Genomic DNA, 20,763 nt, shown 5'->3' with positions numbered 1-20,763 from the left:
GAGAAAACCTTCACTTGGCCCAATCAGTTGTTCTTGTTACATCACCTCAACAGCTTGCATAGACTCACTTTGGTAGCACCCCAGAATACGGATATACTGAGTATGATCCTTTAGCTCTTCTAGCGCTTTTTGTACGTGTGACTCAGCCGTATTAGCGACCAAGTCAACATAGAACACTTCTTCCCATGGGTTGCCTGGAACTGGGCGCGACTCTAGTTTAACCATGTTAATGTTGTGCTGCTTAAACACCATAAGTGCATCAGCTAACGAACCAACCTGCTGTTTGGTCGCCATAATTAGGCTAGTTTTAGTTGGGATCTGTGTTGAGACTTGTAGTGCCTTACGGGCTACTACAATGAAGCGGCTATGGTTTTCAGCTTGGTTGGCAAGTCCTGTTTTTATTACTTCTAAGCCAACATCTTTGCCCGCTTGAGCAGAGCCAATTGCTGCGCTATTAGGGGTATTTAAAGTACTTTGTAATGCACTTGATGTTGAATCACAGGTTTCATGCAACACATCACCTAGGCCCTGCACAAACTTGCTACATTGAGCAAATGGTTGCGGGTGGGCAAAGATTTTGTGCACATCCTTTAACTGGGTATCGGGTTGGGCGAGTAAACAGTGCTCAACCGTGTGAGTAACTTCACCCACGATGGATACTTGTGCATGTTGTAAAAGGTCAAAAACTTCGTTGATACTGCCTGAGCTGGTGTTTTCAATCGGTAGTAAGCCGTAATCAGCTTGGCCCTTTTCAACTTGTTCGGTGATCTGCTCAAAGCTCTGACAACCATTCTCGACTAACTTGCCGGGTCTGCGGCTAAAATACTTGTGACATGCCAATTGGCTATATGAACCCGGGCCACCTAAATAGGCTACGCGATGTGTATCTCCAACGGCATCTGGGTTTAGACTTTTTTGTAGGAGTGCTTGTTGGTTTAGAACCGAGTCTTCAAGAATGGTTTGAAATACATTATTAATATAGTAGGCATCTAAGCCCAGTGATTTACCATAGCCGATTAACTTCTCAAGTAAGGCCTGCTCGCGACGCTCATCTCGGATCGGTTTTTTGTTGGCAATTTTGTACTCTAACACGCTGTAACTAATGCGTCGGCGTTTCGCAAGCAGGATTAACAGCTCAGAGTCAATTTCATTTATGTCGCTTCTTAGGGCGTTTAATGTATCTTCAGTCATAGGTCCTCATTCCCATTGGCAAAAAAAAACCTCCCAGTTGGGAGGCTTATTATTTGTGAGTGTTACGCGCAAACAAATAAGCCTCTTCAATCAAAGAAGCTAAAAAAGAAAAATACGTAAGTGCGAGTAACAATTAAATTCATAATTAAACTGATAAAATAAAGTCTGGCTACATTATTAGCACACTTTAAATCGAATCTACAAGCTTTAGTTTTGTTAAATTACAGATATCACTTTATTGTAACAAGTTGATAAAACGCCGAGCTTGGCGTATGGCTAACGGATCTGTTATATTTGCTCGACTAAGTATAAGAATAACAACTAACTAATAAGGGTTTAGCTGTGGTCAATCGCCGACCCCCTTCGCGTTTTGGGATGCACTCGCTCAGTGTAAAGCTGTCAGTGTTGATATCAGCAGTGTGTGTAATCGCTGGTATTTTTGCTGCCGCATTAATGCTTAAATCTGAAGAAAGGCAGTTGATCCATGAAGAGTATGCTCAGTTAAAGCGCATAAGTAATCAATCAGTTAAACAATTTAATCAGTTTTTGGATCACAAATCTAACCTTGCTGAACAAGCTAATTCTATTGTTGCAAAAGAGCTATGGTATCAGGCAAATAATATTACCCACACTCAGTCGTTAGATATTAATTTCAGTGATGGGATATTTCAAAGTACTGCAAGTAATGGCTTGTCTGCTGCACAATTTGCTACCACAGAACTAAATGAAAGGCAGCGACAAGTTTTTGTTCAGTCTGAGGCTTTGTGGAATGTGCTTGCCCCCTCCTTGTTACAAGATTTTTTTAATTTTTATGTTAATACACAAGATGGATTTGTGCGTGTAGCGCCGCCCAATGTATTGATCAATACACAAAATAAACAAGAGCGATTTAATTCACATTTTTTGCCTTTACTTCGTGAAGAATTAAACCCGACTAGAGAGGCACTTTGGTCTGACGTTCATTTCGACAAAGTTTGGAATAAGTGGGTGATCAGCATTTTAGTACCGCTGTATTATGACGATGCATATGTTGGTTTCACGGGATCGGATATTGAAGTTAAGAATATGGTGTCTCAATTGTTGTTGTCAGATGAGCATCAGGGCTACGTTATTTTAAACGCCCAAGGAGAGGTCATTGCAGCACCATCGATGGGCAAGGTAAGTGCACAAAGCCACAATACTAAGCAATCTGTAGCCACACTTTTTCCTGAATTAAAAAATGTTTTTGAACCTGTTCTTGAAGCTAAATTAACTGATTTTCAAGGGGAGTTTGAACGTAATGGGCAGGCGCACATCATTAATGTCACCACCTTGAAAAAGCTAGGATGGTACTTGGGAGTTTACCAAAAAAGAGACTCAAGTTTATCGTCGATAGAAGCATTAAAGATTAAGTTTTTTGGCTTATTTATTTTGTATGCGGCGTTTGTTGCTTTATTACTTCATCAGGTTTTATATCAACTGGTGTTAAGTCGTATTAACGCGCTAGTAGGTGCGGTGAGTGGGTTTGGCAAAGGGCAATGGGAAACGCCTAAATTACCGGTTAGTAATGACGAAATTGGTTTGCTTAACGACACCGTCAATAAAATGAGTAGTGAGATTAAAACGCTCGTCAGTGGCCTAAATCAGCGAATTGCGGAAAAGGAAAAAGCTGAAAAACAAGCGAATCGCTTGTCTAAAGCAGTGTCGTTTTCTGGCACGGCAGTGGCGATCACCAACGGTAATTTTGAAATCGATTATGTAAACCCAAAAATGATTGAAATGACCGGGTTTGAAGAAACGCATTTTATTGGTAAGCCACTGTTAGATATTATTTCTTCTGATATGGCAATATTGGTTGATGATATCGATATAGATTTACGAAGCCGAAATTATTGGCGTGGTGACACAATACTTGCAGGCTCCGGTGTGGATCTTATTTGGGTTAGCTTGAGCATTTCGCCAATTCGCGAAGCCGACGGCACTATTTCTAGCTATGTCGCCTCTGCCCAAGATATTTCGTTTGTGAAAGAAAGTCAGCGCAAAATGGAAGAGTTAGCCTATTTTGATACGTTGACAGGCCTGGCTAATCGTACATTTTTTAGAATGCAACTGCGTAAGTCGATGGCTTTAGCAGGGCGAGGACACTACGCTTTTGCGTTGTTTTATTTTGACCTTGATGAATTTAAGCGAATTAATGACACTTTAGGCCATGATGCGGGTGATAGGCTGTTGGTTGAAGTGGCAAACAGGTTGCAAAACCGCTTACGTGCCGAAGATACCATTGCGCGTTTAGGGGGGGACGAATTTGCGGTATTACTCAGTGGTATTGATAGTCGAGATAACGCGATGGAAGTGGCCCATACCATTCAACGTACCATTAATAAGCCAATAAAACTGGGTAACAACGAAGTGATAGTCAGTGCGAGTATTGGCATCACGATGGCCCCCTTTGATAGTCAAGAAGAAGAGCAACTACTTAAACATGCTGACTTAGCTATGTACGAAGCTAAGGCAAAAGGGCGAAACACTTTCCACTTTTATTCTCAAGAGTTGGATGCAGCAGCCAATGAACGTTTATATATTGAAAATGAGCTACGCATTGCAATCAAAGAAAAGCAGTTTAAGCTCAATTATCAACCTCAAGTCAACAGCCAATCCTTAGAAGTGATCGGCTACGAAGCCTTGATAAGGTGGTATCACCCTGAACAAGGTTTTATTCCACCTGATAAGTTTATTCATATAGCCGAAGCGACTGGCCTTATAGTCGAGTTAGGTGAGTGGGTGTTAGAGGAAGCGTGTAATTTTTCAATGCAATTACAAGCGGTTGGCAAAGCTGGAAGCATGTCTATTAACTTATCTGCAAGGCAATTTAAGGATGACCGCTTAATAAGTACTTTAGCGGACGTTTTACGACGTACTAAAATGCCTGCTCATTTACTACACCTTGAGTTAACAGAAAGTATGTTGATGGGCGATGTAGAAGCGGCTATTAAACAGCTACATGATATTAAAAAGCTTGGCGTTGCTTTATCCATTGATGATTTTGGAACAGGGTATTCCTCGCTGAGTTACTTAAAGCGTTTTCCTGTAGATATGCTCAAAGTTGACCGATCTTTTGTCAAAGATATTCCTGATGACCAAAATGATATGGAGATCACCGCGGCTATCATCGCGATGGCGCAAAAGCTGCAACTGCAAGTGGTGGCAGAAGGCGTAGAGACGCAAGAGCAAGTGGACTTCTTACAAAAAAATAACTGTTATGTGGTGCAGGGCTACTTTTATAGTCCACCAATTGCTCAGTCTGACGTTGAAGCATTTTTTGAGACCCTCAAACAGCGCGCTATTTAGAAAAACAAAACGTTATTTTTCACTTAAATATGCAATAACACGGATGTGGGCGGTTCTGCGCTTTTATTCGTATGTTCGATAGCATAAAATGCAGCGCTATTGTGAAAAGAGGTAAGTAGTGGCTATGCGTGTAGCATTAGGTATTGAGTATAACGGTGCAAATTATAGTGGCTGGCAAAGACAGTCTCATGTAAACAGTATTCAGCAAGAGTTAGAAACGGCACTTTCTAGGATCTGTAATCACCCTGTAGATATTGTATGTGCTGGGCGCACTGATGCAGGAGTACATGCAACAGGGCAAGTGGTGCACTTTGATACTGACGCGCAACGAGATATGAGTGCCTTTACACTTGGCCTTAACTCCCAACTACCTGACGATATTGCAATTCGTTACGCGCAGCAAGTTGATGAAGAGTTTCATGCACGTTTTAGTGCCACAGCAAGACGCTATCGGTATGTGATTTATAATCACCCTTATCGGCCAGGTATTTTACGCAGTGGCGTTACGCATTATCATCATCAGTTAGATGAAAAACTCATGCAAGCAGCTTGTCCTGCTATGATTGGTGAGCAGGATTTTACGTCTTTTAGAGCGGTACACTGTCAATCAAATACGCCTTTTCGCAATATTCATCATTTAGAAGTACAAAGAGTTGGCCACTATGTTGTTATAGACATTAAAGCCAATGCATTTTTGCACCACATGGTAAGAAATATTACAGGGTGTTTGATAGACATTGGTATTGGCAAAGAGTCGCCAGAGTGGATGCAGCACTTGTTAAATATTAAAGATCGCACTCAGGCGAGCGCTACAGCAAAACCAAATGGCTTGTATTTAGTGGATGTTGACTACCCTGAAAAATGGCAAATTCCATCGACCCCACTTGGACCATTGTTTTTACCCGAATAATCTCTTTATGTGGGTGTTAGAGTGCTGAAAAATAATAGACTACTAAGACCAGTTTTTTATATCTCTGGCATCTGATTCATGTTTTAATTAGAGAAATTCGTCTGTGCAGATGCAGACATTACAACACAGGATTAGCAATAAGAGAGTTGCCAAATGAGTTGGTTAGAAAAAATATTACCAAAGACTACGAAGTCGTCTGGTAAAAAAGAAATTCCAGAAGGCGTTTGGGCTAAATGCACAGATTGTGACTCTATTTTATACAAAGCAGAGTTAGAAAAGTCTTTAAATGTATGTCCAAAGTGTGATCACCATATGCGTCTTAGCGCCAGAAAACGCTTAGAGCTATTTTTGGACGATGCGGATCGTCAAGAATTAGGCGCACATCACGAACCTAAAGATATTTTAAAGTTTAAAGACTCGAAAAAATACTCAGACCGTATCAGTGCAGCGCAAAAAGTTAGCGGTGAAAAAGATGCACTAGTAGCAATGAAAGGCCGCCTAAAAGGTATGCCAGTTGCGGCAGTGGCGTTTGAATTTGCATTTATGGGCGGTTCAATGGCGTCTGTTGTGGGTGCTCGATTTGTAGATGCTGTTGATGAGTGTTTGAAGCATGATATGCCATTGGTATGTTTTTCTTCATCAGGTGGCGCCCGCATGCAAGAGGCGTTGATGTCTTTGATGCAGATGGCAAAAACCAGTGCAGCGCTTGCAAAAATGTCTGAGCGTGGCTTACCGTTTATTTCGGTATTGACGGATCCAACTATGGGTGGTGTATCAGCATCGCTGGCAATGTTAGGTGATATTAATGTCGCTGAGCCAAAAGCACTCATTGGTTTTGCGGGCCCCCGTGTTATTGAGCAAACTGTGCGTGAAACGCTTCCTGAAGGCTTCCAGCGAAGCGAGTTCTTATTAGAGCACGGTGCAATTGACATGATTGTAGACCGTCGTGAAATGCGTGATACATTAGCGCGTATTCTAGCGAAGTTTATGGACTTGCCTTCTACTGAACAAGAGCATAGAGTAGCGTAAATTTTTTTAGTTAAGCTATTTTTAAATGACAGTTCAGACTCCATGCCAATCATCAAGCCTTGATGATTGGCTTTGTTATTTAGAGGGTGTTCACCCCAGTACTATCGAAATGGGACTTGAACGCGTTAAACGCGTTGCTGAGCAAACCCAATTACTCAACACTTCTAGCAAAATCATTCTTATAGGCGGTACTAATGGCAAAGGCACAACAGCGCGTTGTCTGGAGTCGTTACTGCTAGCTCAAGGTTATAGCGTTGGCACATATGCCTCTCCGCACTTAATTCGTTACAATGAGCGAGTACGGATAAATGGTCGAGAGCTTGATGACCAAGATCATATTGATGCGTTTTATATGCTCGATCAGGGCCGAGAAGACACGCAGCTAACATTTTTTGAGTACGGAACTTTAGGCGCTTTGGCTATTTTTAAGCGCTATAAAGTTGATTTTGTACTGCTAGAAGTTGGTCTTGGTGGGCGCTTTGATGCAACCAATATTGTTACGCCGTATGCAAGCGTGATCACAACTGTTGACTTAGATCATAAAGAATACCTAGGAGATACGAGAGAGCTTGTTGGTTATGATAAAGCAGGCATTTTTAGGGCTAATACACCGGCGGTTGTAGGCGATCTAAATATTCCACATACTGTAACTGATTACGGCAAAGAAATTGATGCGGACTTAGTGCTCGCTAATAAAGACTTTACGCATGCAGTGACCGATACAGGCTTTAAATGGCAGTATCTGGATTATGATTACGACTTTGCAGCCCCCGCGATCCCTGTACAAAATGTCGCAACGGCACTTGCACTGCTTGCTAAACTCAGTTTATTGCCTAAGCAGGATGTGATTAGCACCTGCTTGTCAAAGTTAACAGTTGAAGGGCGCTTTCAACAACTGAGTGTATCGCCAAAAGTGTATACTGATGTTGCACATAACCCTGAATCTGCACGCTATTTAAAGCAAAAAATCGCTCAGTTACGCGCTCAGGGGTTTAAAATTCACGCTTTAATCGCTATGCTGGCAGACAAAGATAAAGCGAGTGTAATCAAAGAAGTGTCTGATGTGGTTGATATTTGGTCATGTGCTTCTTTACAAGGTCCAAGAGCTGAGCAAGCGAGTAATTTGCAGGCAATATTAAGTACGCAAACACAAGCTGCATCGGCTAGTTATACTAGCGTTAGGATAGCGCTTGATGAAATACTTGCTAAGCAGTCGGATGATACCGTGTTGGTGATATTTGGCTCCTTTGTTACTGTGGCTGAAGCCATTCAATATTGGCAAAAATAGAGAGTAGTAATGTGGACTCAGGATTTGTAAATCGGTTAGTAGGCACCTGTATTGTTGTAGTGGCAGCTATCATTTTTATCCCCAATATTCTTGATGGTGAAAAAGTACATTACAAAGAAGGGTTCAAAGCTATCCCTGAACGCCCTGAGTTCGCTACGGTTGATTTGCAAGCTGTTATCGATGAGCGGGTGTCGCAAGCACCTAGGGTGCAAGGTGCGCCGGTAGAAGATATCGAACCAGATGACCACCAGTTTGTTGCTGCGAGTACCGAGGATGGTCTTGGGGAAGCACCTCAAACAGCGCCTGGAGAAAGTGAATCTAGTCCCAGCGTGCAAGCAAGTGCCCCCCCAGCAAAATCAAAGCCTGAAGAAACTGCCCTTGAAACACAACAGGCACAGCCAAAAAGTGTGCCTAAACGTACACCTACCTCAAATTTAACCAGTATGGCTTATGTTATTCAGCTGGGTAGCTTTTCACATAAACCTAATGTTGACGCTTTGGTAGCTAAACTTAACAAAAGTGGTTTCAAAGCATTTACAAGACCGGTTAAAACACCCAATGGTACTTTAACAAAAGTATTTGTAGGGCCTGATTTAAATAAGGCTAAACTTGAAGCTAAGTTACCAGAACTAAAGAAGTTAACTAAGTTAAATGGCCGTTTAACACAATTCGAAATTGCAAAATGATCTGGTAATTAACTAGCAGCTCTTATAGAATGCGCCCCAAATTAACGACTTATTGGTTTTTATGATCTGGGTTGATTACACCATTCTTGGTATTGTCGGATTATCGACTTTATTTGGATTAATTCGTGGCTTTGTAAAAGAAGCGATGTCATTAGCCGTTTGGATTGGCGCCTTTTTCATCTCCAGTTTGTTTTACCAGTATCTAGCAACCTTCCTAACTTTCATTTCAGAACCCCTTTTAAGAAATGCAGCCGCAATTGCCATATTATTTTTTGCGACGCTACTGTTGGGCGGATTTGTTAACTATATTTTAGGTGAGATTGTGCATCGCACAGGCTTAACCGGCACAGACAGAGTCTTTGGACTGGTGTTTGGGGCTTTAAGGGGCGTGTTGGTCGTTAGCGCCTTACTGTTTTTTCTAGATGCTTTCACCAATGCACCAAGCACGCAGTGGTGGCCAGCATCAACTTTGATCCCTGAATTTGGCTTTGTAATAGAATGGTTTTTTTCCTATCTAGAGCATAACTCCAGCTTTTTAAATTCAGTAAACCGTTAATCGGCGAGGAAAATTTAATGTGTGGTATCGTTGGGATAGTCGGAAAGTCTCCTGTTAATCAGGCGATTTATGATGGCTTAACTGTTTTGCAGCACCGTGGTCAAGATGCGGCAGGTATTATTACCATTGACAACAATACGTTTAGCTTGCGTAAAGCGAATGGCTTAGTGAAAGATGTATTTCACACCCGCCATATGAAGCGCCTACAAGGTAGTATTGGTATCGGCCATGTGCGTTACCCAACAGCAGGCTCTTCAAGCTCAGCTGAAGCTCAGCCTTTTTATGTAAACTCACCTTTTGGTATAGCGCTTGCCCACAATGGCAATTTAACCAATGCTGAAGCCTTAAAAGAGCGTTTGTTTACAACAGCGAGACGTCATGTAAATACAACGTCAGACTCAGAAATACTTCTTAACATCTTAGCGCATGAGCTGGGCAAACCAGAGAAAATGAAGCTAGATGCTCAAGATATGTTTACCGCTATTACGGAAGTTAACAGTCAAGTAACAGGTGGCTACGCGAGTATAGCGATGATAATCGGCCATGGTATTTTGGCGTTTAGGGATCCAAGTGGTATCAGACCGCTGGTATTTGGTAAGCGTGAAACAGAACATGGTACGGAGTATATGTTTGCATCCGAAAGCGTCGCCTTAAAAATTGACGGCTATGATTTTGTACGTGATGTTGCGCCAGGTGAAGCAATTTATGTGACAGAAGATGGTGAGTTTTACTCGCAATCTTGTGCTGATAAAACGACTCATGCGCCATGTATTTTTGAGTTTGTGTACTTCGCTCGACCTGATTCTGTGATGGATAAAATGTCTGTTTACGCAACACGCGTAAACATGGGGACTAAGCTCGGCGAAAAAATAGCCAGAGACTGGTCTGACAAAGAAATCGATGTCGTTATTCCTATTCCAGAAACTTCATGTGATATCGCGTTAGAAATTGCATCAGTGCTTGATTTACCATATCGCCAAGGATTTGTGAAAAACCGTTATATTGGTCGTACGTTCATTATGCCTGGGCAAGAAATGCGTAAGAAGTCGGTACGTCGTAAGCTAAATGCTATCGATAGCGAGTTTAAAGGTAAGAATGTGTTGCTTGTTGACGATTCAATCGTTCGTGGTACAACTTCTGCTCAAATCGTTGAAATGGCTCGTGAAGCGGGTGCAAAAAATGTTTACTTTGCCTCTGCAGCTCCTGAGGTACGCTTCCCTAACGTTTATGGTATTGATATGCCATCAGCAGCGGAATTAATTGCCCATGGCCGAGAAGTTGAAGATATCAACGCAAGCATTGGCTCTGATGGTCTTATTTATCAGTCTTTACCAGACTTAATTGCTGCGGTAAGAGAAGAAAACCCTGAAATAACACGTTTTGAAACATCGGTATTTGATGGCCAGTACATTACTGGTGATGTTGACCAAAATTATTTAAACCGTATTGATGCGTTGCGTAATGACTCTGCAAAATCGACTCGCGAAAAAGCGATGTCGTCGAGCCTAGAGCTGCATAACCAAGAAACCGGTGAAGGCGAGTAATCGTTAGTTATTGAAGACATAAAAAAGGAGCGTTTAACGCTCCTTTTTGTTTACTTTATTGTATCAATGCTAGCTAAACGTAGGGCTAATAATACCGTTAGTCCAAAGGATAGCGGTAGCGGCCAAAATAATTACCAGCAGTATTAGGCCGCAGGTCACCACAGAGCTTGCGTAGATAAAGCCACGCTCTTCGGGAATGTGCATCAAAATAGGCACGCCTGTATACAGCAAATACACTGAATAGGCTAACGCCACTAAACCCACACTTACCACAAACCACAGCTCAGGATAAAAAGCCGAAAATGCTGACATAAACATTGGGGTAGCAGTGTAGGCTGATAACTCTAATGTTTGCGTAAATGTCGGTTTTGCACCAAATGTGACCGCCATCCAGTGAGATAAGTAAGAGAGTGCAAAAATACCAATGATAAGAGCTATGTACATAGCAGCGCCAATCATTATTGCACTGTCATGAGTAAGGTAGACGGCATCTCCTGCACCAATTCGCCAGCCTAAGTGTACTGATGAATAGTAGCCCATAATGCTTGGGATCAGCGCAATTAGGGCAATATGAGAAAGACTGTATCTCATGCTTTCGTGACGATTGTCGATAGTTTGCCACTCTTCGAGTGGATGAGCATATAAGCCCCATAAATGGTTTAAAATCATAACCTGCCCCTCATAATATTGTTGTGTTATTTTTATACTGTGTCTGTTTAGTTATGAGAGACGGTCCGATTTTTGTCAAGAATAGGTTAAACTTTTGTCTAATTGAAATGTTCAGAAAAAAATGAATATTTGGTTTAGTTGTTTTTATACCAACACTTAGCGCACTTTAAATCTGGTTACGTATAAAAAACAAATGTGAATGTTTTAAGCTGTTACGGGGCATTAATTACAAAAAGGCCTGTTTGGGTTTTAGCTAAAATAATACAGGCCGAGGTTTAGACTGAGAGGGCTCGTTTATTAATGTATGTCTATTGTGCCATTTAGGTAGCGTACAGCATGCCCTGAGATCACAACTCGGTCATTTTTTATCTCACAGAATACTACGCCACCGCGCTTGGAAGCCTGATAGGCGACAAGGTTTGTTTTACCTAGTTTTTGTGCCCAGTACGGGGCAAGGCCTGTATGAATAGATCCCGTTACCGGGTCTTCATCACCGCCATTGGCTGGCCAAAAGTAGCGAGAGACAAATTCATACTCTCCGTTAGATAGAGCGCTGACTACCACATCAAGCGGCCCTAATTGCATCAGTTGTTCTTTATCTTGAGTGACTGCCAACACATCTTGTTCATTATCGTAAATCGCAAAATACGCCTGCTTGTTTTTTAAAACTTTTGCCGGTTTTATTGAGAGCCCAAGAAATAGCTGTTCAGGGGCTGTTTCAATCTCTTGCGGCATACGATTTGGAAAGTCCATGTTAATGCGTCCATCGAAGGACTTTTCTATCACCATGGTTCCCACAGCTTGTGCATAAAGCACAATTGACGTTTGCTCGGGAAAACGTGAAAAAATCACGTATGATGCTGCCAACGTTGCATGCCCACAAAAGTCGATTTCAGTCAGGGGAGAAAACCAGCGTATATGATATTGCTCATCGCGTTTTACCAAAAATGCAGTTTCTGACAGGTTGTTTTCAGTGGCGATTGATTGCATTAAATCATCAGCTAGCCAAGTATCTGTGATAACCACGGCCGCGGAGTTGCCGCTAAAGCGCGTATCAGTAAAGGCATCGATAATATCTATCTTTATCTTCATAAGGTTTCCTTGCAGAATGAGCTGGACTAATGCGAGAGATCCTGACCTTTGTCAGAAGGATATATTTTTGCGCGTTAGAGCAGAGCTTTTTATTCTTACTTCTTGGTGAATAGTTTAACTCTTAAATGAGCGGCATTAAGTAACAGTTATATATTTTTTATATGAATCTCTCAATAGCTATGATCTCGATTCATTCCGTCAATAGTCAGTTGTGTTACAATGCGCGCAATCAAGATAAAGAGTTTGTACTTAGCAAATCCGTAAATAGAGAAAGTTACGTTGGAAGAATTACTTAAACCTATTAAGCACTTTTTACAGTGTGAAACGCCAGATGCTTGGATAACTGAAGCAATAAAGCCGCAAAATTTATCTGTGGTTTTAATTGATCATCTTATTTGTGAATTGAAGGCAGCCCAGTCAGCCATGTTCTTAATACGTAAATATGCGGTTGATAAAGACAGTGGTGATGCGTTGCTTGAGTGGCTAAAGCCATTTGAAACGCTGATTTACAAACGCGAAGGAAACTGGCGTGACTTAGCGGATAAGAACAAACTAACTAAATCGATGATCCCCAAATCAAACACGCCTTATGGGCAAGAGTTGATTGATAAAATGGTGATGTTGATTAAAGAAGAGTTGCACCACTTTTATCAAGTTTTAGAGATCATGGACGAATATGGAGTTGAATACCAAAGTATCACGCCATGTCGTTACGCAAAAGGTATGCTCAGACACGTTAAAACCTATGAGCCTGACGCGTTGGTTGATAAGCTAATCGTAGGGGCTTACATTGAAGCTCGTTCGTGCGAGCGCTTTGCCAAGCTTGCCCCACATGTTGATAAACGCCTTGGGGATTTTTATATCTCATTGCTGCGCTCTGAAGCGCGTCATTATCAAGACTACTTAACATTGGCGCAAGAGATCAGTGAATTTGATATCACGGAGCGCGTTGCTTTTTTTGGTAACGTTGAAGCTGAACTGATTGCAACACCCGATGAAGACTTTAAGTTTCACAGTGGCGTGCCGAATATCTGAGTGATATTTCTTAGGCGTGGTTTATTCGCTAGACTGCGCTGTCTTGTCTTTTATTAAAGTGTGTTCACCAGCCTCGTTCACCACTAAGTAAGAGCTTTGGCTATACCAGTCACCTAATACGGTGCGGGTTAGTTTTTTATTGTTGTGCTCGTAAGCATGTACATTTGGGCGGTGGGTATGGCCGTGGATCATATGCTCCACGTTATAACGCTCGAACATTTCTATCACGGCACTGGATGTAACATCCAAAATTGCAGCGGCTTTACCCATTTGGTTGGCTTTGCTTTTTGCGCGACCATTGCGAGCAATATTGCGGCGAACACTTAAAGGCAGTGATAGAATTAATCTTGGCCACCACCAACCACGGCTTTTTTTACGAAACTTCTGATAGGCAATGTCTTGAGTACACATTTCGTCGCCATGTAATACTAGCGTCGGGGTACCGTATAAATCGACAATATGCTGCTCAGGTAGTAGTTTGAAGCCTGCTTGTTTGGCATAACGTTTAGAGAGCAAAAAGTCTCGGTTGCCATGAACAAAGAAAATGTTGATGCCAGTTTGTGAAACAGCCTTGAGCTTATTTGCTACTGAAATAGCAAGTGGACTTTGCTCATCATCACCTATCCACACCTCAAAAAAGTCGCCCAAAATGTACAAAGCATCCACATCTGCATTCATGTGTTTAGCTAAAAAGTCAAAGAAGGCTTGGGTAATTTGCGGGTGGTCGTCACTTAAGTGTAGGTCGGAGATGAAGTAGGTTTTTCTCATGGCTCTTCTTTTAGAATAAAGCGGGCAGAGCCCGCTTAAAATATTTTAATTACTCTGTGACAGTTACTTTTTCGATGACCACATCTTCAAGAGGCACGTCTTGATGGAATCCAGCTGAACCAGTAGCAACAGATTTGATCTTGTTAACTACGTCCATACCTTCAACGACTTCACCAAATACACAGTAACCCCAACCTTGTGACGTTTCACTGCTAAAGTTTAAGAAGTCATTGTCATTGACGTTGATGAAAAACTGCGCAGTTGCAGAGTGAGGATCTGGTGTACGCGCCATCGCTAGCGTACCAACTTTGTTGCTTAGACCGTTGTTTGCTTCATTTTCAATTGGCGCTTGAACAGATTTTTGCTCCATACCCGGCGCAAAACCACCGCCTTGAACCATAAAGCCATCGATAACACGGTGGAAGATTGTACCATCGTAAAAACCAGATTTTGCGTAGTTTAAAAAGTTTTCAACCGTTTTAGGGGCATCTTCAGCAAATAAGTTAACGCTGATCTGACCATAGTTTGTGTGTAGAACAACCATTTCGGCTTCCTAATCTAATGAATTTACAAAAGCGGTATTCTATAGCACAAGAGTAGGGGCTGACAATTTTCAAAGAGAATTAATCGTACATAATAAAAAACAGTTAATTTATGCCAGCAGTATCAAATTGGGTATAGAGCAGCGGCGGGGCAAGTGTTATGATTACGCTTCATGTCTTTTTTGTTTAGGAATAACACTACATGTTGCAGATATACAACACACTAACTCGCCAAAAAGCGCCGTTTAAACCATTAGTCGAAGGTAAAGTCGACATGTATGTGTGTGGTATCACCATTTATGATTTCTGCCATGTGGGACACGCACGTACCTATGTATCTTTTGATGTGATGAACAGATACCTACGTTACTTAGGTTATGACGTTACTTATGTACGCAATATCACCGATGTTGACGATAAAATAATTAAACGTGCGGCAGAGAACAAAGAAGAAATTAACGACTTAACGGTGCGTATGACCAAAGCGATGCATGAAGATTTTGATGCCTTAAATATCTTACCAGCTGATATTGAGCCTACGGTTACGGGGCACATGGATGAGATCATCGCGATGATTGAAAAGCTCATTGCTAAAGGCCATGCGTATGTTGCAGGTAGTGGTGATGTGTTATTTGATGTCTCAACCTTTGAGCAATATGGCCAGCTGTCACAACAAGACTTAGAGATGTTGCAAGCGGGCGCACGTGTTGAAGTAGCGCACGATAAAGACGACCCATTAGATTTTGTCCTTTGGAAAAAAGCCAAAGCAGGTGAGCCTGCTTGGCAGTCACCATGGGGTGAAGGTCGCCCAGGTTGGCATATTGAATGTAGTGCGATGAGCTCAAAACACTTAGGTGAGTTTTTTGATATTCACGGTGGTGGTTCTGACTTGCAATTTCCTCATCACGAAAATGAAATCGCGCAGTCATGCTGTGCCAACAATGGCAAGTATGTAAATACTTGGATCCACACAGGTATGGTGCAAGTAAATAAAGAGAAAATGTCTAAATCGTTAGGTAACTTCTTTACAGTGCGTGAAGTATTAAAACAATACGACCGTGAAACCGTTCGTTACTTCTTGATCAATGGTCACTATCGTAGTCAATTAAACTACTCTCAAGAAAACTTAGATCAAGCGCGTTCATCGTTAGAGCGCATTTATACAGCGCTTCGCGGAGTAGAGTTAGTTGAAGTGTCACTTGAGGGTAACGAATACGCTAAGCGTTTTGAAACGGCTATGAATGATGACTTCAATACCCCAGAAGCATTGCCTGTGATTTTTGAGCTTGCGAAAGAAGTGAACTTACTTAAAGACAAAGAGGCTAAATCGGCGGGCGAACTGGCTTACATCTTAGTACAACTTGCAGGTGTGTTAGGCATTGCACAGCAAGAGCCTGAGCGATTTTTACAAGGTGAGCAAGATAACGATGAAGTGGCAAAAATAGAGGCGCTTATTGTTAAGCGCAACGAAGCCCGCGCAAGCAAAGATTGGGCGGCTGCCGATGAGGCGCGAGATGCCCTCAATGCCATGGGCGTTGTGCTCGAAGATAGCGCAGGAAAAACCACATGGCGAAAAGCATAACGGTTTGCAAAATTAGTTGCCAATTTTAATGGTAAACGCCACACTCAATGAGTGTGGCGTTTTTTTTGAGGAAAAATAAATGGATATGAGTTGGCTTGATAAAGAACTGATTAAAGTTGGTGATTTTTCTTTGCTTGTTGGCGAACTACTTTCATTTTTTATGGTGTTGTTAGTCACCTTTATTATATCTCGTGTATTACGAGCCGCATTTGGGCGATTAGCGACACGTCAGGGCATGATTGCACATACGTCGGCTTACGTTATAGGGCGTTTTATTCATTACATTGTGTTGTTTATAGGCTTTATTATCGCATTGACATCGTTAGGGATGGAAATGACAGAGCTTGCGCTTATTGCCAGTGCTTTGGGGGTCGGTATTGGCCTGGGGCTGCAGGGGATGGTAAACAATTTTGTATCAGGCCTCGTTCTGTTATTGGAGAAAACCGTTAAGGTAGGGGATTTCGTTGAATTGTCTAACGATGTAGTTGGTGAGGTAATTGCTATCTATATGCGCGCCACCCTGATCCGCACAAATGATAATGTAGATATTCTTATTCCTAATGCTGAACTGGTGTCTGGATTAGTAACAAATTGGACTTTAGCTGAAAAAGTAAGACGCTTTAGAATTTCTTTTTCGGTGGCGTATGGTAGTGATAAAGCGTTAGTGAAAAAGGCCGTTTTAGAAGCTGCTGATAATGTGCCATACACCTTAAATAGCCTTGGACGAGAGCCAACAGTGTGGATGACAGGTTTTGGCGACAGTAGTTTGAATTTTACACTTGGGGTTTGGGTGCAACCAGAACAAGTAAAGCGGCCAACAGCGCTGGTTTCTGACTATTTGTGGGCGATAGATGATGCACTGCGAAAATATGATATTGAGATCCCATTTCCGCAACGCGATATTCATATTCGCACACCCGCACCGACAGGTGATTGTGTTAATTAGTTGCACAATTATTTTTTTAAATTCAGACTTTGGTCGAGTGTTAAAGGAAAAAGAGCAAATTTTGGTTTGCTCTTTTTTTATTACATGTTGATTTTTAAGTAAATGCTAATTTTCTATTTAATCTTTTGTGTTATAAGTTGTCAGCCTGTTAATATTTAATTTTGCATAAAATGAAATTAGCATTATAGTTAAATTAGTGTAATTCAATTGGATGAATAAGCCTATGGCAGAGGGTGTAATAAAGTTAGACTTTGATCACACTGCAGCATTTATAGATGCTATGAATAAAGGGCTTAATCACCTGGATAGTAAAATGTTTGCTCTTCGGCATGTTGCTAAAAGCGGTATTGAGATGCAGCTGTATTGTCGTCGTAAATCGCCGTTTTGTAACAAAGATACCGTGTTAGTCTGTAAAGAAATATCTGAGCATTTATTAGATTCTCGAGCTACTTTTGATTGCAAGCTGACAAGTGACGAGCGCTCAGTCATCGATGCCTTGAAAGGCCAAGGCCATAGTATTTTATTTATGTACATTGTTATAAGACGTGGGCCATTAATGGTGTTTTTCTTGGAAGACGAAGAGTGGCAGCAAGACAAGGTATTATGTCAGGAATTGTTAAGCCGTATGATGTCAGATTATGGTGCGGCGCGAGCTCTGGCACAAACTCGCGTATATTGAATTATCTAGGTCAATTTCCCAACAATTAGGCACCGAAAGGTGCCTTTTCTTTATTGTTCATTTTTTAGTGTGACAACACGTTGCGGGAATGGAATATCGATATTAGCCATTTTTATTGCGCGATATACCTGTTTGTTAATTGCCAGTTTAGTTTCGATAATTTGAGTGGTTGGCACCCAATAACGATAACTAATGATCACCGCACTATCGGCAAACTGTTCAATGCCCACCTGAGGTTGTGGGCTTTGTGCTACTTTTTCGTTAGCCACAATTACATTAACTATCTCATTAATCGCCTCATCGCTGTCACTATGATATGCGATACCAATTTCACCTTTGACAAGAGAGTACTCAAATGAGTTGTGTAAAATTTCTCCAACAATATGTTTGTTTGGAATCGTTATCTCAACTTTCTCTTCATTGATGAGAACAGTGTGTCCTAGTTCGATTTGTTTAACTTGACCGCTAACACCTTTGATCTGAATTGTATCACCAACAATAAAAGGGCGAGTTGCAATAATAGCAAGGCCAGAGCCGTAGTTTGATAACATGCCTTGCAATGCTAGACCTGCACCCAGTGAAGCCGCACCAATTGCAGCAACAAACGGGGTAACACTGATACCTACCTTACCTAAAGCAATTATGACAAACATGATAATGAGTAATACTTTGACGACATTACTAATAAAATTTGTGAGTGTCACATCAATGTTATGGCGCTGCATAAGCGCTTCAACCATTTTAGATATTCGATTAGACAACCAAAGACCTAAAATGAGGATTAGTATGGCACCAACCACTTGCATGCTGTAGGTAACTAAATAGTCTCTTATTAGATTAAAGTAATGTTCAACTTGTTTAATTTCTTGCTCTATCACAGTGTTTTCCTTTTAAAGCGTGGTTAGCCAAGTGTAAAACAGGGGGACCCAAAGAGCGGTGGTGACAGCACTGATGGTCATGGCCGCTGATGCATAAGCACCGGCTATTGGGTGATGCTCTATGGCACTTGCCGTACCGATTGCATGACACGATACGCCGAGCGCTATCCCCTGCGCTTTAGGGGTTTTTATGTTCATTTTTTCAAGTAATGATAAGCCAAATACACCACCGAATACCCCGACTAATATAACCATTATCGCAGCAACCGCACTTACACCACCGAGGCGCTCGCTCACTATAATTGTGATAGGAGTTGTGACAGATAAAGCGGCTAGTGATGCACTTAGTTGTGCATCGACAATAAATAGTTTGCACAGTGAAAAAGCTATGAGTGTTGCACTACTAATACCCACAAAGCTGCAGAGCAGTATTTGTACGAAGTATCTTTTAATGTCATGAAACTGCATGTAAAGCGGGTAGGCTAAAGCAACAACTGCAATCTCTAAAAAAAAGTGTATCGGCTGGGCGGCAACAAAGAAGATTTGGTATTGTATATCGAACATCAACAGTACCGAGCTGATGGCAATAATACACATGAGTAACGGGTTTAACAGCGAAACGGGATAGGCTCGATACAGCTGTCGAAAAATATAAAATAAGGCGCAAACCGAGATAATAATTAAGGCTGAACTAATCATTTTTAAGCCCTTTTTTTGCTACTAACCCCACTATGCTTAAGCCGATAACAGGCACTAATATCAACGTGCATACCAAGAGAGGCCAATAGAGCGCAAGTAACGAGGTATATTGTACAATGCCAACGCCTGCAGGGATAAAAAACAGCGCCATGTACTTCAAAATTGGTGCACAGGCAGGTGCTATCCAGCTTGCTTTTATAATGTTACTAGCCAGTAGAGTTAACAACATAAGCATCGCTACAAGGGGGGATGGCAATGGAATTTGCCACCATAAAGTGATTAATTTAGCGCTGTATAAACACATTATTAGAATGCCCAAGGCAATTATAAACTTAACGAGTTGATGCAACGAAGTTACCCAGTTATCCATTTACATAGGGGCCCATCATAACTAATCTAAACAACTTATTGCTATTGGACCAACTTACCATTTATTTCTTAGCCTGTAAGGCTTTTGCTCACTGTGAGTGGCATTATGCATAGCGACTTTGGTATTTTTACTGAGCAGCAATTTTATTTGCGCAAATGTCTCTTTGGCTAAAGTTGCTCTTAGGTTTTGTCGGTAAGCGGTTTGGTTAATGCGTTTGATAGCTGCGAGCGTATCGGGTGAACGAATAAGCAACCCCTCTAACAGGGCTAGGCAGCTGGAATGTGGGTCATCACTTACTTCAGAGATTAACCCTATCTGTAATGCTTGCTCACCAGTGATGCAGGTCCCAAGGCTGGCTAGTTTTAACACTTGATCATAGTTACTGATACTTGGTAGAAGTGGACCGGAACCCATATCAGGACACAGCCCCCATTTAGATTCCATAATTGCTAGCTGTGCGTTGCGTGTTGCGATACGGTAGTCTGCCCCAAGCGCGATATGCAACCCTCCACCAAAACAATTCCCACTGATCAAGGCAATGACAGGTACAGGTAAGCTTCGCCAAGCAAGACAGACTCGCTGAGCTAAATTGGCATTGCCAGGTAGCCATTTAAACAATAGTCGTAGCACTGACATGGGTTGTTTCATAATTGACTTCACGTCGAGTCCAGAACAAAAGTTGCCACCGGCACCTTGAATGACAACCGCTCTAAGCTGGCGGTCTTTTTTGAGCTGCTTTATGGTTTCATCAATGGCAATAAACATGTCAAATGTGAGCGCATTTTGTTTTTCTGGGCGGCTCAGCGTAACCCAAGCGACATTGTTGTGGTGCTCTACAGCAAGCATAGAAAAATCCTGTTATGGTTATTATAAACGGCTGATTTAGAGTATATATTCTATGCGCTGTAACTTCAGCATAGAAATTTGCACATTCAACGAAACATCATGGTCTTTAATTTAATGAATTTGTTA

Annotated in this window: 20 protein-coding genes; 11 read left to right on the top strand and 9 right to left on the bottom strand. The window is 41.7% G+C overall.

Translation table 11 applies throughout. The features are described 5' to 3' along the window. Positions 1-36: 36 nt before the first annotated feature. Positions 37-1,191, bottom strand: coding sequence for a chorismate mutase (locus GDK41_RS11075; RefSeq protein ID WP_152086471.1), 1,155 nt, complete (start codon positions 1,189-1,191; stop codon positions 37-39). Positions 1,192-1,566: 375 nt separating this feature from the next. Here GDK41_RS11075 and GDK41_RS11070 point away from each other — a divergent pair, with 375 nt between their 5' ends. The 7 genes from GDK41_RS11070 (at position 1,567) to purF (ending at position 10,531) form a co-directional block, all read left to right on the top strand. Next, positions 1,567-4,518: an EAL domain-containing protein gene (locus GDK41_RS11070; protein WP_442960210.1), complete on the top strand. Its 2,952-nt coding sequence runs from the start codon at positions 1,567-1,569 to the stop codon at positions 4,516-4,518. A gap of 124 nt (positions 4,519-4,642) precedes the next feature. Next, on the top strand, positions 4,643-5,428 hold the full coding sequence (gene truA, locus GDK41_RS11065; RefSeq protein WP_152086469.1) for a tRNA pseudouridine(38-40) synthase TruA: 786 nt from the start codon (positions 4,643-4,645) through the stop codon (positions 5,426-5,428). A gap of 153 nt (positions 5,429-5,581) precedes the next feature. Then, positions 5,582-6,457 (top strand): acetyl-CoA carboxylase, carboxyltransferase subunit beta, encoded by an 876-nt coding sequence (accD, locus tag GDK41_RS11060; protein WP_152086468.1) that lies wholly within the window; start codon positions 5,582-5,584, stop codon positions 6,455-6,457. Between the two features lie 25 nt (positions 6,458-6,482). After that, positions 6,483-7,745: a bifunctional tetrahydrofolate synthase/dihydrofolate synthase gene (gene folC, locus GDK41_RS11055; protein ID WP_152086467.1), complete on the top strand. Its 1,263-nt coding sequence runs from the start codon at positions 6,483-6,485 to the stop codon at positions 7,743-7,745. Positions 7,746-7,756: 11 nt separating this feature from the next. After that, positions 7,757-8,431, top strand: coding sequence for an SPOR domain-containing protein (locus GDK41_RS11050; RefSeq protein WP_152086466.1), 675 nt, complete (start codon positions 7,757-7,759; stop codon positions 8,429-8,431). Between the two features lie 61 nt (positions 8,432-8,492). Then, entirely contained in the window at positions 8,493-8,987 is a 495-nt protein-coding gene (locus GDK41_RS11045) for a CvpA family protein (protein ID WP_152086465.1), read from the top strand. A 17-nt stretch (positions 8,988-9,004) separates the two neighbouring features. Next, positions 9,005-10,531 carry an amidophosphoribosyltransferase gene (gene purF / locus GDK41_RS11040; protein ID WP_152086464.1) on the top strand — a complete coding sequence of 509 codons (1,527 nt, stop codon included), beginning with the start codon at positions 9,005-9,007 and terminating at the stop codon, positions 10,529-10,531. A 69-nt stretch (positions 10,532-10,600) separates the two neighbouring features. Here purF and GDK41_RS11035 read toward each other — a convergent pair whose 3' ends face one another. Beyond that, positions 10,601-11,200 carry a Yip1 family protein gene (locus GDK41_RS11035; RefSeq protein ID WP_152086463.1) on the bottom strand — a complete coding sequence of 200 codons (600 nt, stop codon included), beginning with the start codon at positions 11,198-11,200 and terminating at the stop codon, positions 10,601-10,603. Between the two features lie 297 nt (positions 11,201-11,497). Next, a complete protein-coding gene (locus GDK41_RS11030) occupies positions 11,498-12,292 on the bottom strand; it encodes a PhzF family phenazine biosynthesis protein (protein WP_152086462.1) in 795 nt (264 codons plus the stop codon). Positions 12,293-12,571: 279 nt separating this feature from the next. Between GDK41_RS11030 and miaE the strand changes: the two genes are divergently transcribed. Continuing rightward, positions 12,572-13,327, top strand: coding sequence for a tRNA isopentenyl-2-thiomethyl-A-37 hydroxylase MiaE (gene miaE / locus GDK41_RS11025; protein ID WP_152086461.1), 756 nt, complete (start codon positions 12,572-12,574; stop codon positions 13,325-13,327). Between the two features lie 21 nt (positions 13,328-13,348). Here miaE and lpxH read toward each other — a convergent pair whose 3' ends face one another. Together lpxH and GDK41_RS11015 are read right to left on the bottom strand one after the other, a co-directional pair. Then, a complete protein-coding gene (lpxH, locus tag GDK41_RS11020; RefSeq protein ID WP_152086460.1) occupies positions 13,349-14,095 on the bottom strand; it encodes a UDP-2,3-diacylglucosamine diphosphatase in 747 nt (248 codons plus the stop codon). Between the two features lie 49 nt (positions 14,096-14,144). Next, positions 14,145-14,639: a peptidylprolyl isomerase gene (locus GDK41_RS11015; RefSeq protein ID WP_152086459.1), complete on the bottom strand. Its 495-nt coding sequence runs from the start codon at positions 14,637-14,639 to the stop codon at positions 14,145-14,147. A 200-nt stretch (positions 14,640-14,839) separates the two neighbouring features. Here GDK41_RS11015 and cysS point away from each other — a divergent pair, with 200 nt between their 5' ends. The 3 genes from cysS (at position 14,840) to GDK41_RS11000 (ending at position 17,844) form a co-directional block, all read left to right on the top strand. Then, complete coding sequence (gene cysS, locus GDK41_RS11010; protein WP_152086458.1) at positions 14,840-16,219, top strand: cysteine--tRNA ligase; 1,380 nt, start codon at positions 14,840-14,842, stop codon at positions 16,217-16,219. Positions 16,220-16,298: 79 nt separating this feature from the next. Then, positions 16,299-17,165 (top strand): mechanosensitive ion channel family protein, encoded by an 867-nt coding sequence (locus GDK41_RS11005; protein WP_152086457.1) that lies wholly within the window; start codon positions 16,299-16,301, stop codon positions 17,163-17,165. A gap of 223 nt (positions 17,166-17,388) precedes the next feature. Beyond that, a complete protein-coding gene (locus tag GDK41_RS11000) occupies positions 17,389-17,844 on the top strand; it encodes a hypothetical protein (RefSeq protein ID WP_152086456.1) in 456 nt (151 codons plus the stop codon). Between the two features lie 50 nt (positions 17,845-17,894). Here GDK41_RS11000 and GDK41_RS10995 read toward each other — a convergent pair whose 3' ends face one another. From GDK41_RS10995 to GDK41_RS10980, 4 genes are read right to left on the bottom strand one after another with little or no spacing between them, the layout of a single operon-like run. Beyond that, positions 17,895-18,722, bottom strand: a complete 828-nt coding sequence (locus GDK41_RS10995) for a mechanosensitive ion channel family protein (RefSeq protein ID WP_152086455.1) — start codon at positions 18,720-18,722, stop codon at positions 17,895-17,897. 12 nt (positions 18,723-18,734) lie between these two features. After that, positions 18,735-19,421 carry an LrgB family protein gene (locus tag GDK41_RS10990; protein ID WP_152086454.1) on the bottom strand — a complete coding sequence of 229 codons (687 nt, stop codon included), beginning with the start codon at positions 19,419-19,421 and terminating at the stop codon, positions 18,735-18,737. Further along, positions 19,414-19,791, bottom strand: a complete 378-nt coding sequence (locus GDK41_RS10985; protein ID WP_152086453.1) for a CidA/LrgA family protein — start codon at positions 19,789-19,791, stop codon at positions 19,414-19,416. Before GDK41_RS10985 ends, GDK41_RS10990 begins: the two co-directional genes overlap by 8 nt. 54 nt (positions 19,792-19,845) lie before the next feature. Beyond that, positions 19,846-20,637 carry a crotonase/enoyl-CoA hydratase family protein gene (locus GDK41_RS10980; RefSeq protein WP_152086452.1) on the bottom strand — a complete coding sequence of 264 codons (792 nt, stop codon included), beginning with the start codon at positions 20,635-20,637 and terminating at the stop codon, positions 19,846-19,848. Positions 20,638-20,763 lie beyond the last annotated feature (126 nt).

The sequence above is a fragment of the Pseudoalteromonas sp. A25 genome (assembly GCF_009176705.1).
Lineage (GTDB): Bacteria > Pseudomonadota > Gammaproteobacteria > Enterobacterales > Alteromonadaceae > Pseudoalteromonas.
Note: the sequence above shows the minus strand (reverse complement) of the source record. Positions and strands in the feature narration are given on the sequence as shown.

What these genes read in the sequence shown, in the direction of transcription:
- GDK41_RS11075 (WP_152086471.1), bottom strand. Translation starts at nt 1,191, where the DNA reads ATGACTGAAGATACATTAAACGCCCTAAGAAGCGACATAAATGAAATT.
- GDK41_RS11070 (WP_442960210.1), top strand. Translation starts at nt 1,567, where the DNA reads ATGCACTCGCTCAGTGTAAAGCTGTCAGTGTTGATATCAGCAGTGTGT.
- truA (WP_152086469.1), top strand. Translation starts at nt 4,643, where the DNA reads ATGCGTGTAGCATTAGGTATTGAGTATAACGGTGCAAATTATAGTGGC.
- accD (WP_152086468.1), top strand. Translation starts at nt 5,582, where the DNA reads ATGAGTTGGTTAGAAAAAATATTACCAAAGACTACGAAGTCGTCTGGT.
- folC (WP_152086467.1), top strand. Translation starts at nt 6,483, where the DNA reads ATGACAGTTCAGACTCCATGCCAATCATCAAGCCTTGATGATTGGCTT.
- GDK41_RS11045 (WP_152086465.1), top strand. Translation starts at nt 8,493, where the DNA reads ATGATCTGGGTTGATTACACCATTCTTGGTATTGTCGGATTATCGACT.
- purF (WP_152086464.1), top strand. Translation starts at nt 9,005, where the DNA reads ATGTGTGGTATCGTTGGGATAGTCGGAAAGTCTCCTGTTAATCAGGCG.
- GDK41_RS11035 (WP_152086463.1), bottom strand. Translation starts at nt 11,200, where the DNA reads ATGATTTTAAACCATTTATGGGGCTTATATGCTCATCCACTCGAAGAG.
- GDK41_RS11030 (WP_152086462.1), bottom strand. Translation starts at nt 12,292, where the DNA reads ATGAAGATAAAGATAGATATTATCGATGCCTTTACTGATACGCGCTTT.
- lpxH (WP_152086460.1), bottom strand. Translation starts at nt 14,095, where the DNA reads ATGAGAAAAACCTACTTCATCTCCGACCTACACTTAAGTGACGACCAC.
- GDK41_RS11015 (WP_152086459.1), bottom strand. Translation starts at nt 14,639, where the DNA reads ATGGTTGTTCTACACACAAACTATGGTCAGATCAGCGTTAACTTATTT.
- cysS (WP_152086458.1), top strand. Translation starts at nt 14,840, where the DNA reads ATGTTGCAGATATACAACACACTAACTCGCCAAAAAGCGCCGTTTAAA.
- GDK41_RS11005 (WP_152086457.1), top strand. Translation starts at nt 16,299, where the DNA reads ATGGATATGAGTTGGCTTGATAAAGAACTGATTAAAGTTGGTGATTTT.
- GDK41_RS11000 (WP_152086456.1), top strand. Translation starts at nt 17,389, where the DNA reads ATGGCAGAGGGTGTAATAAAGTTAGACTTTGATCACACTGCAGCATTT.
- GDK41_RS10990 (WP_152086454.1), bottom strand. Translation starts at nt 19,421, where the DNA reads ATGATTAGTTCAGCCTTAATTATTATCTCGGTTTGCGCCTTATTTTAT.
- GDK41_RS10985 (WP_152086453.1), bottom strand. Translation starts at nt 19,791, where the DNA reads ATGGATAACTGGGTAACTTCGTTGCATCAACTCGTTAAGTTTATAATT.
- GDK41_RS10980 (WP_152086452.1), bottom strand. Translation starts at nt 20,637, where the DNA reads ATGCTTGCTGTAGAGCACCACAACAATGTCGCTTGGGTTACGCTGAGC.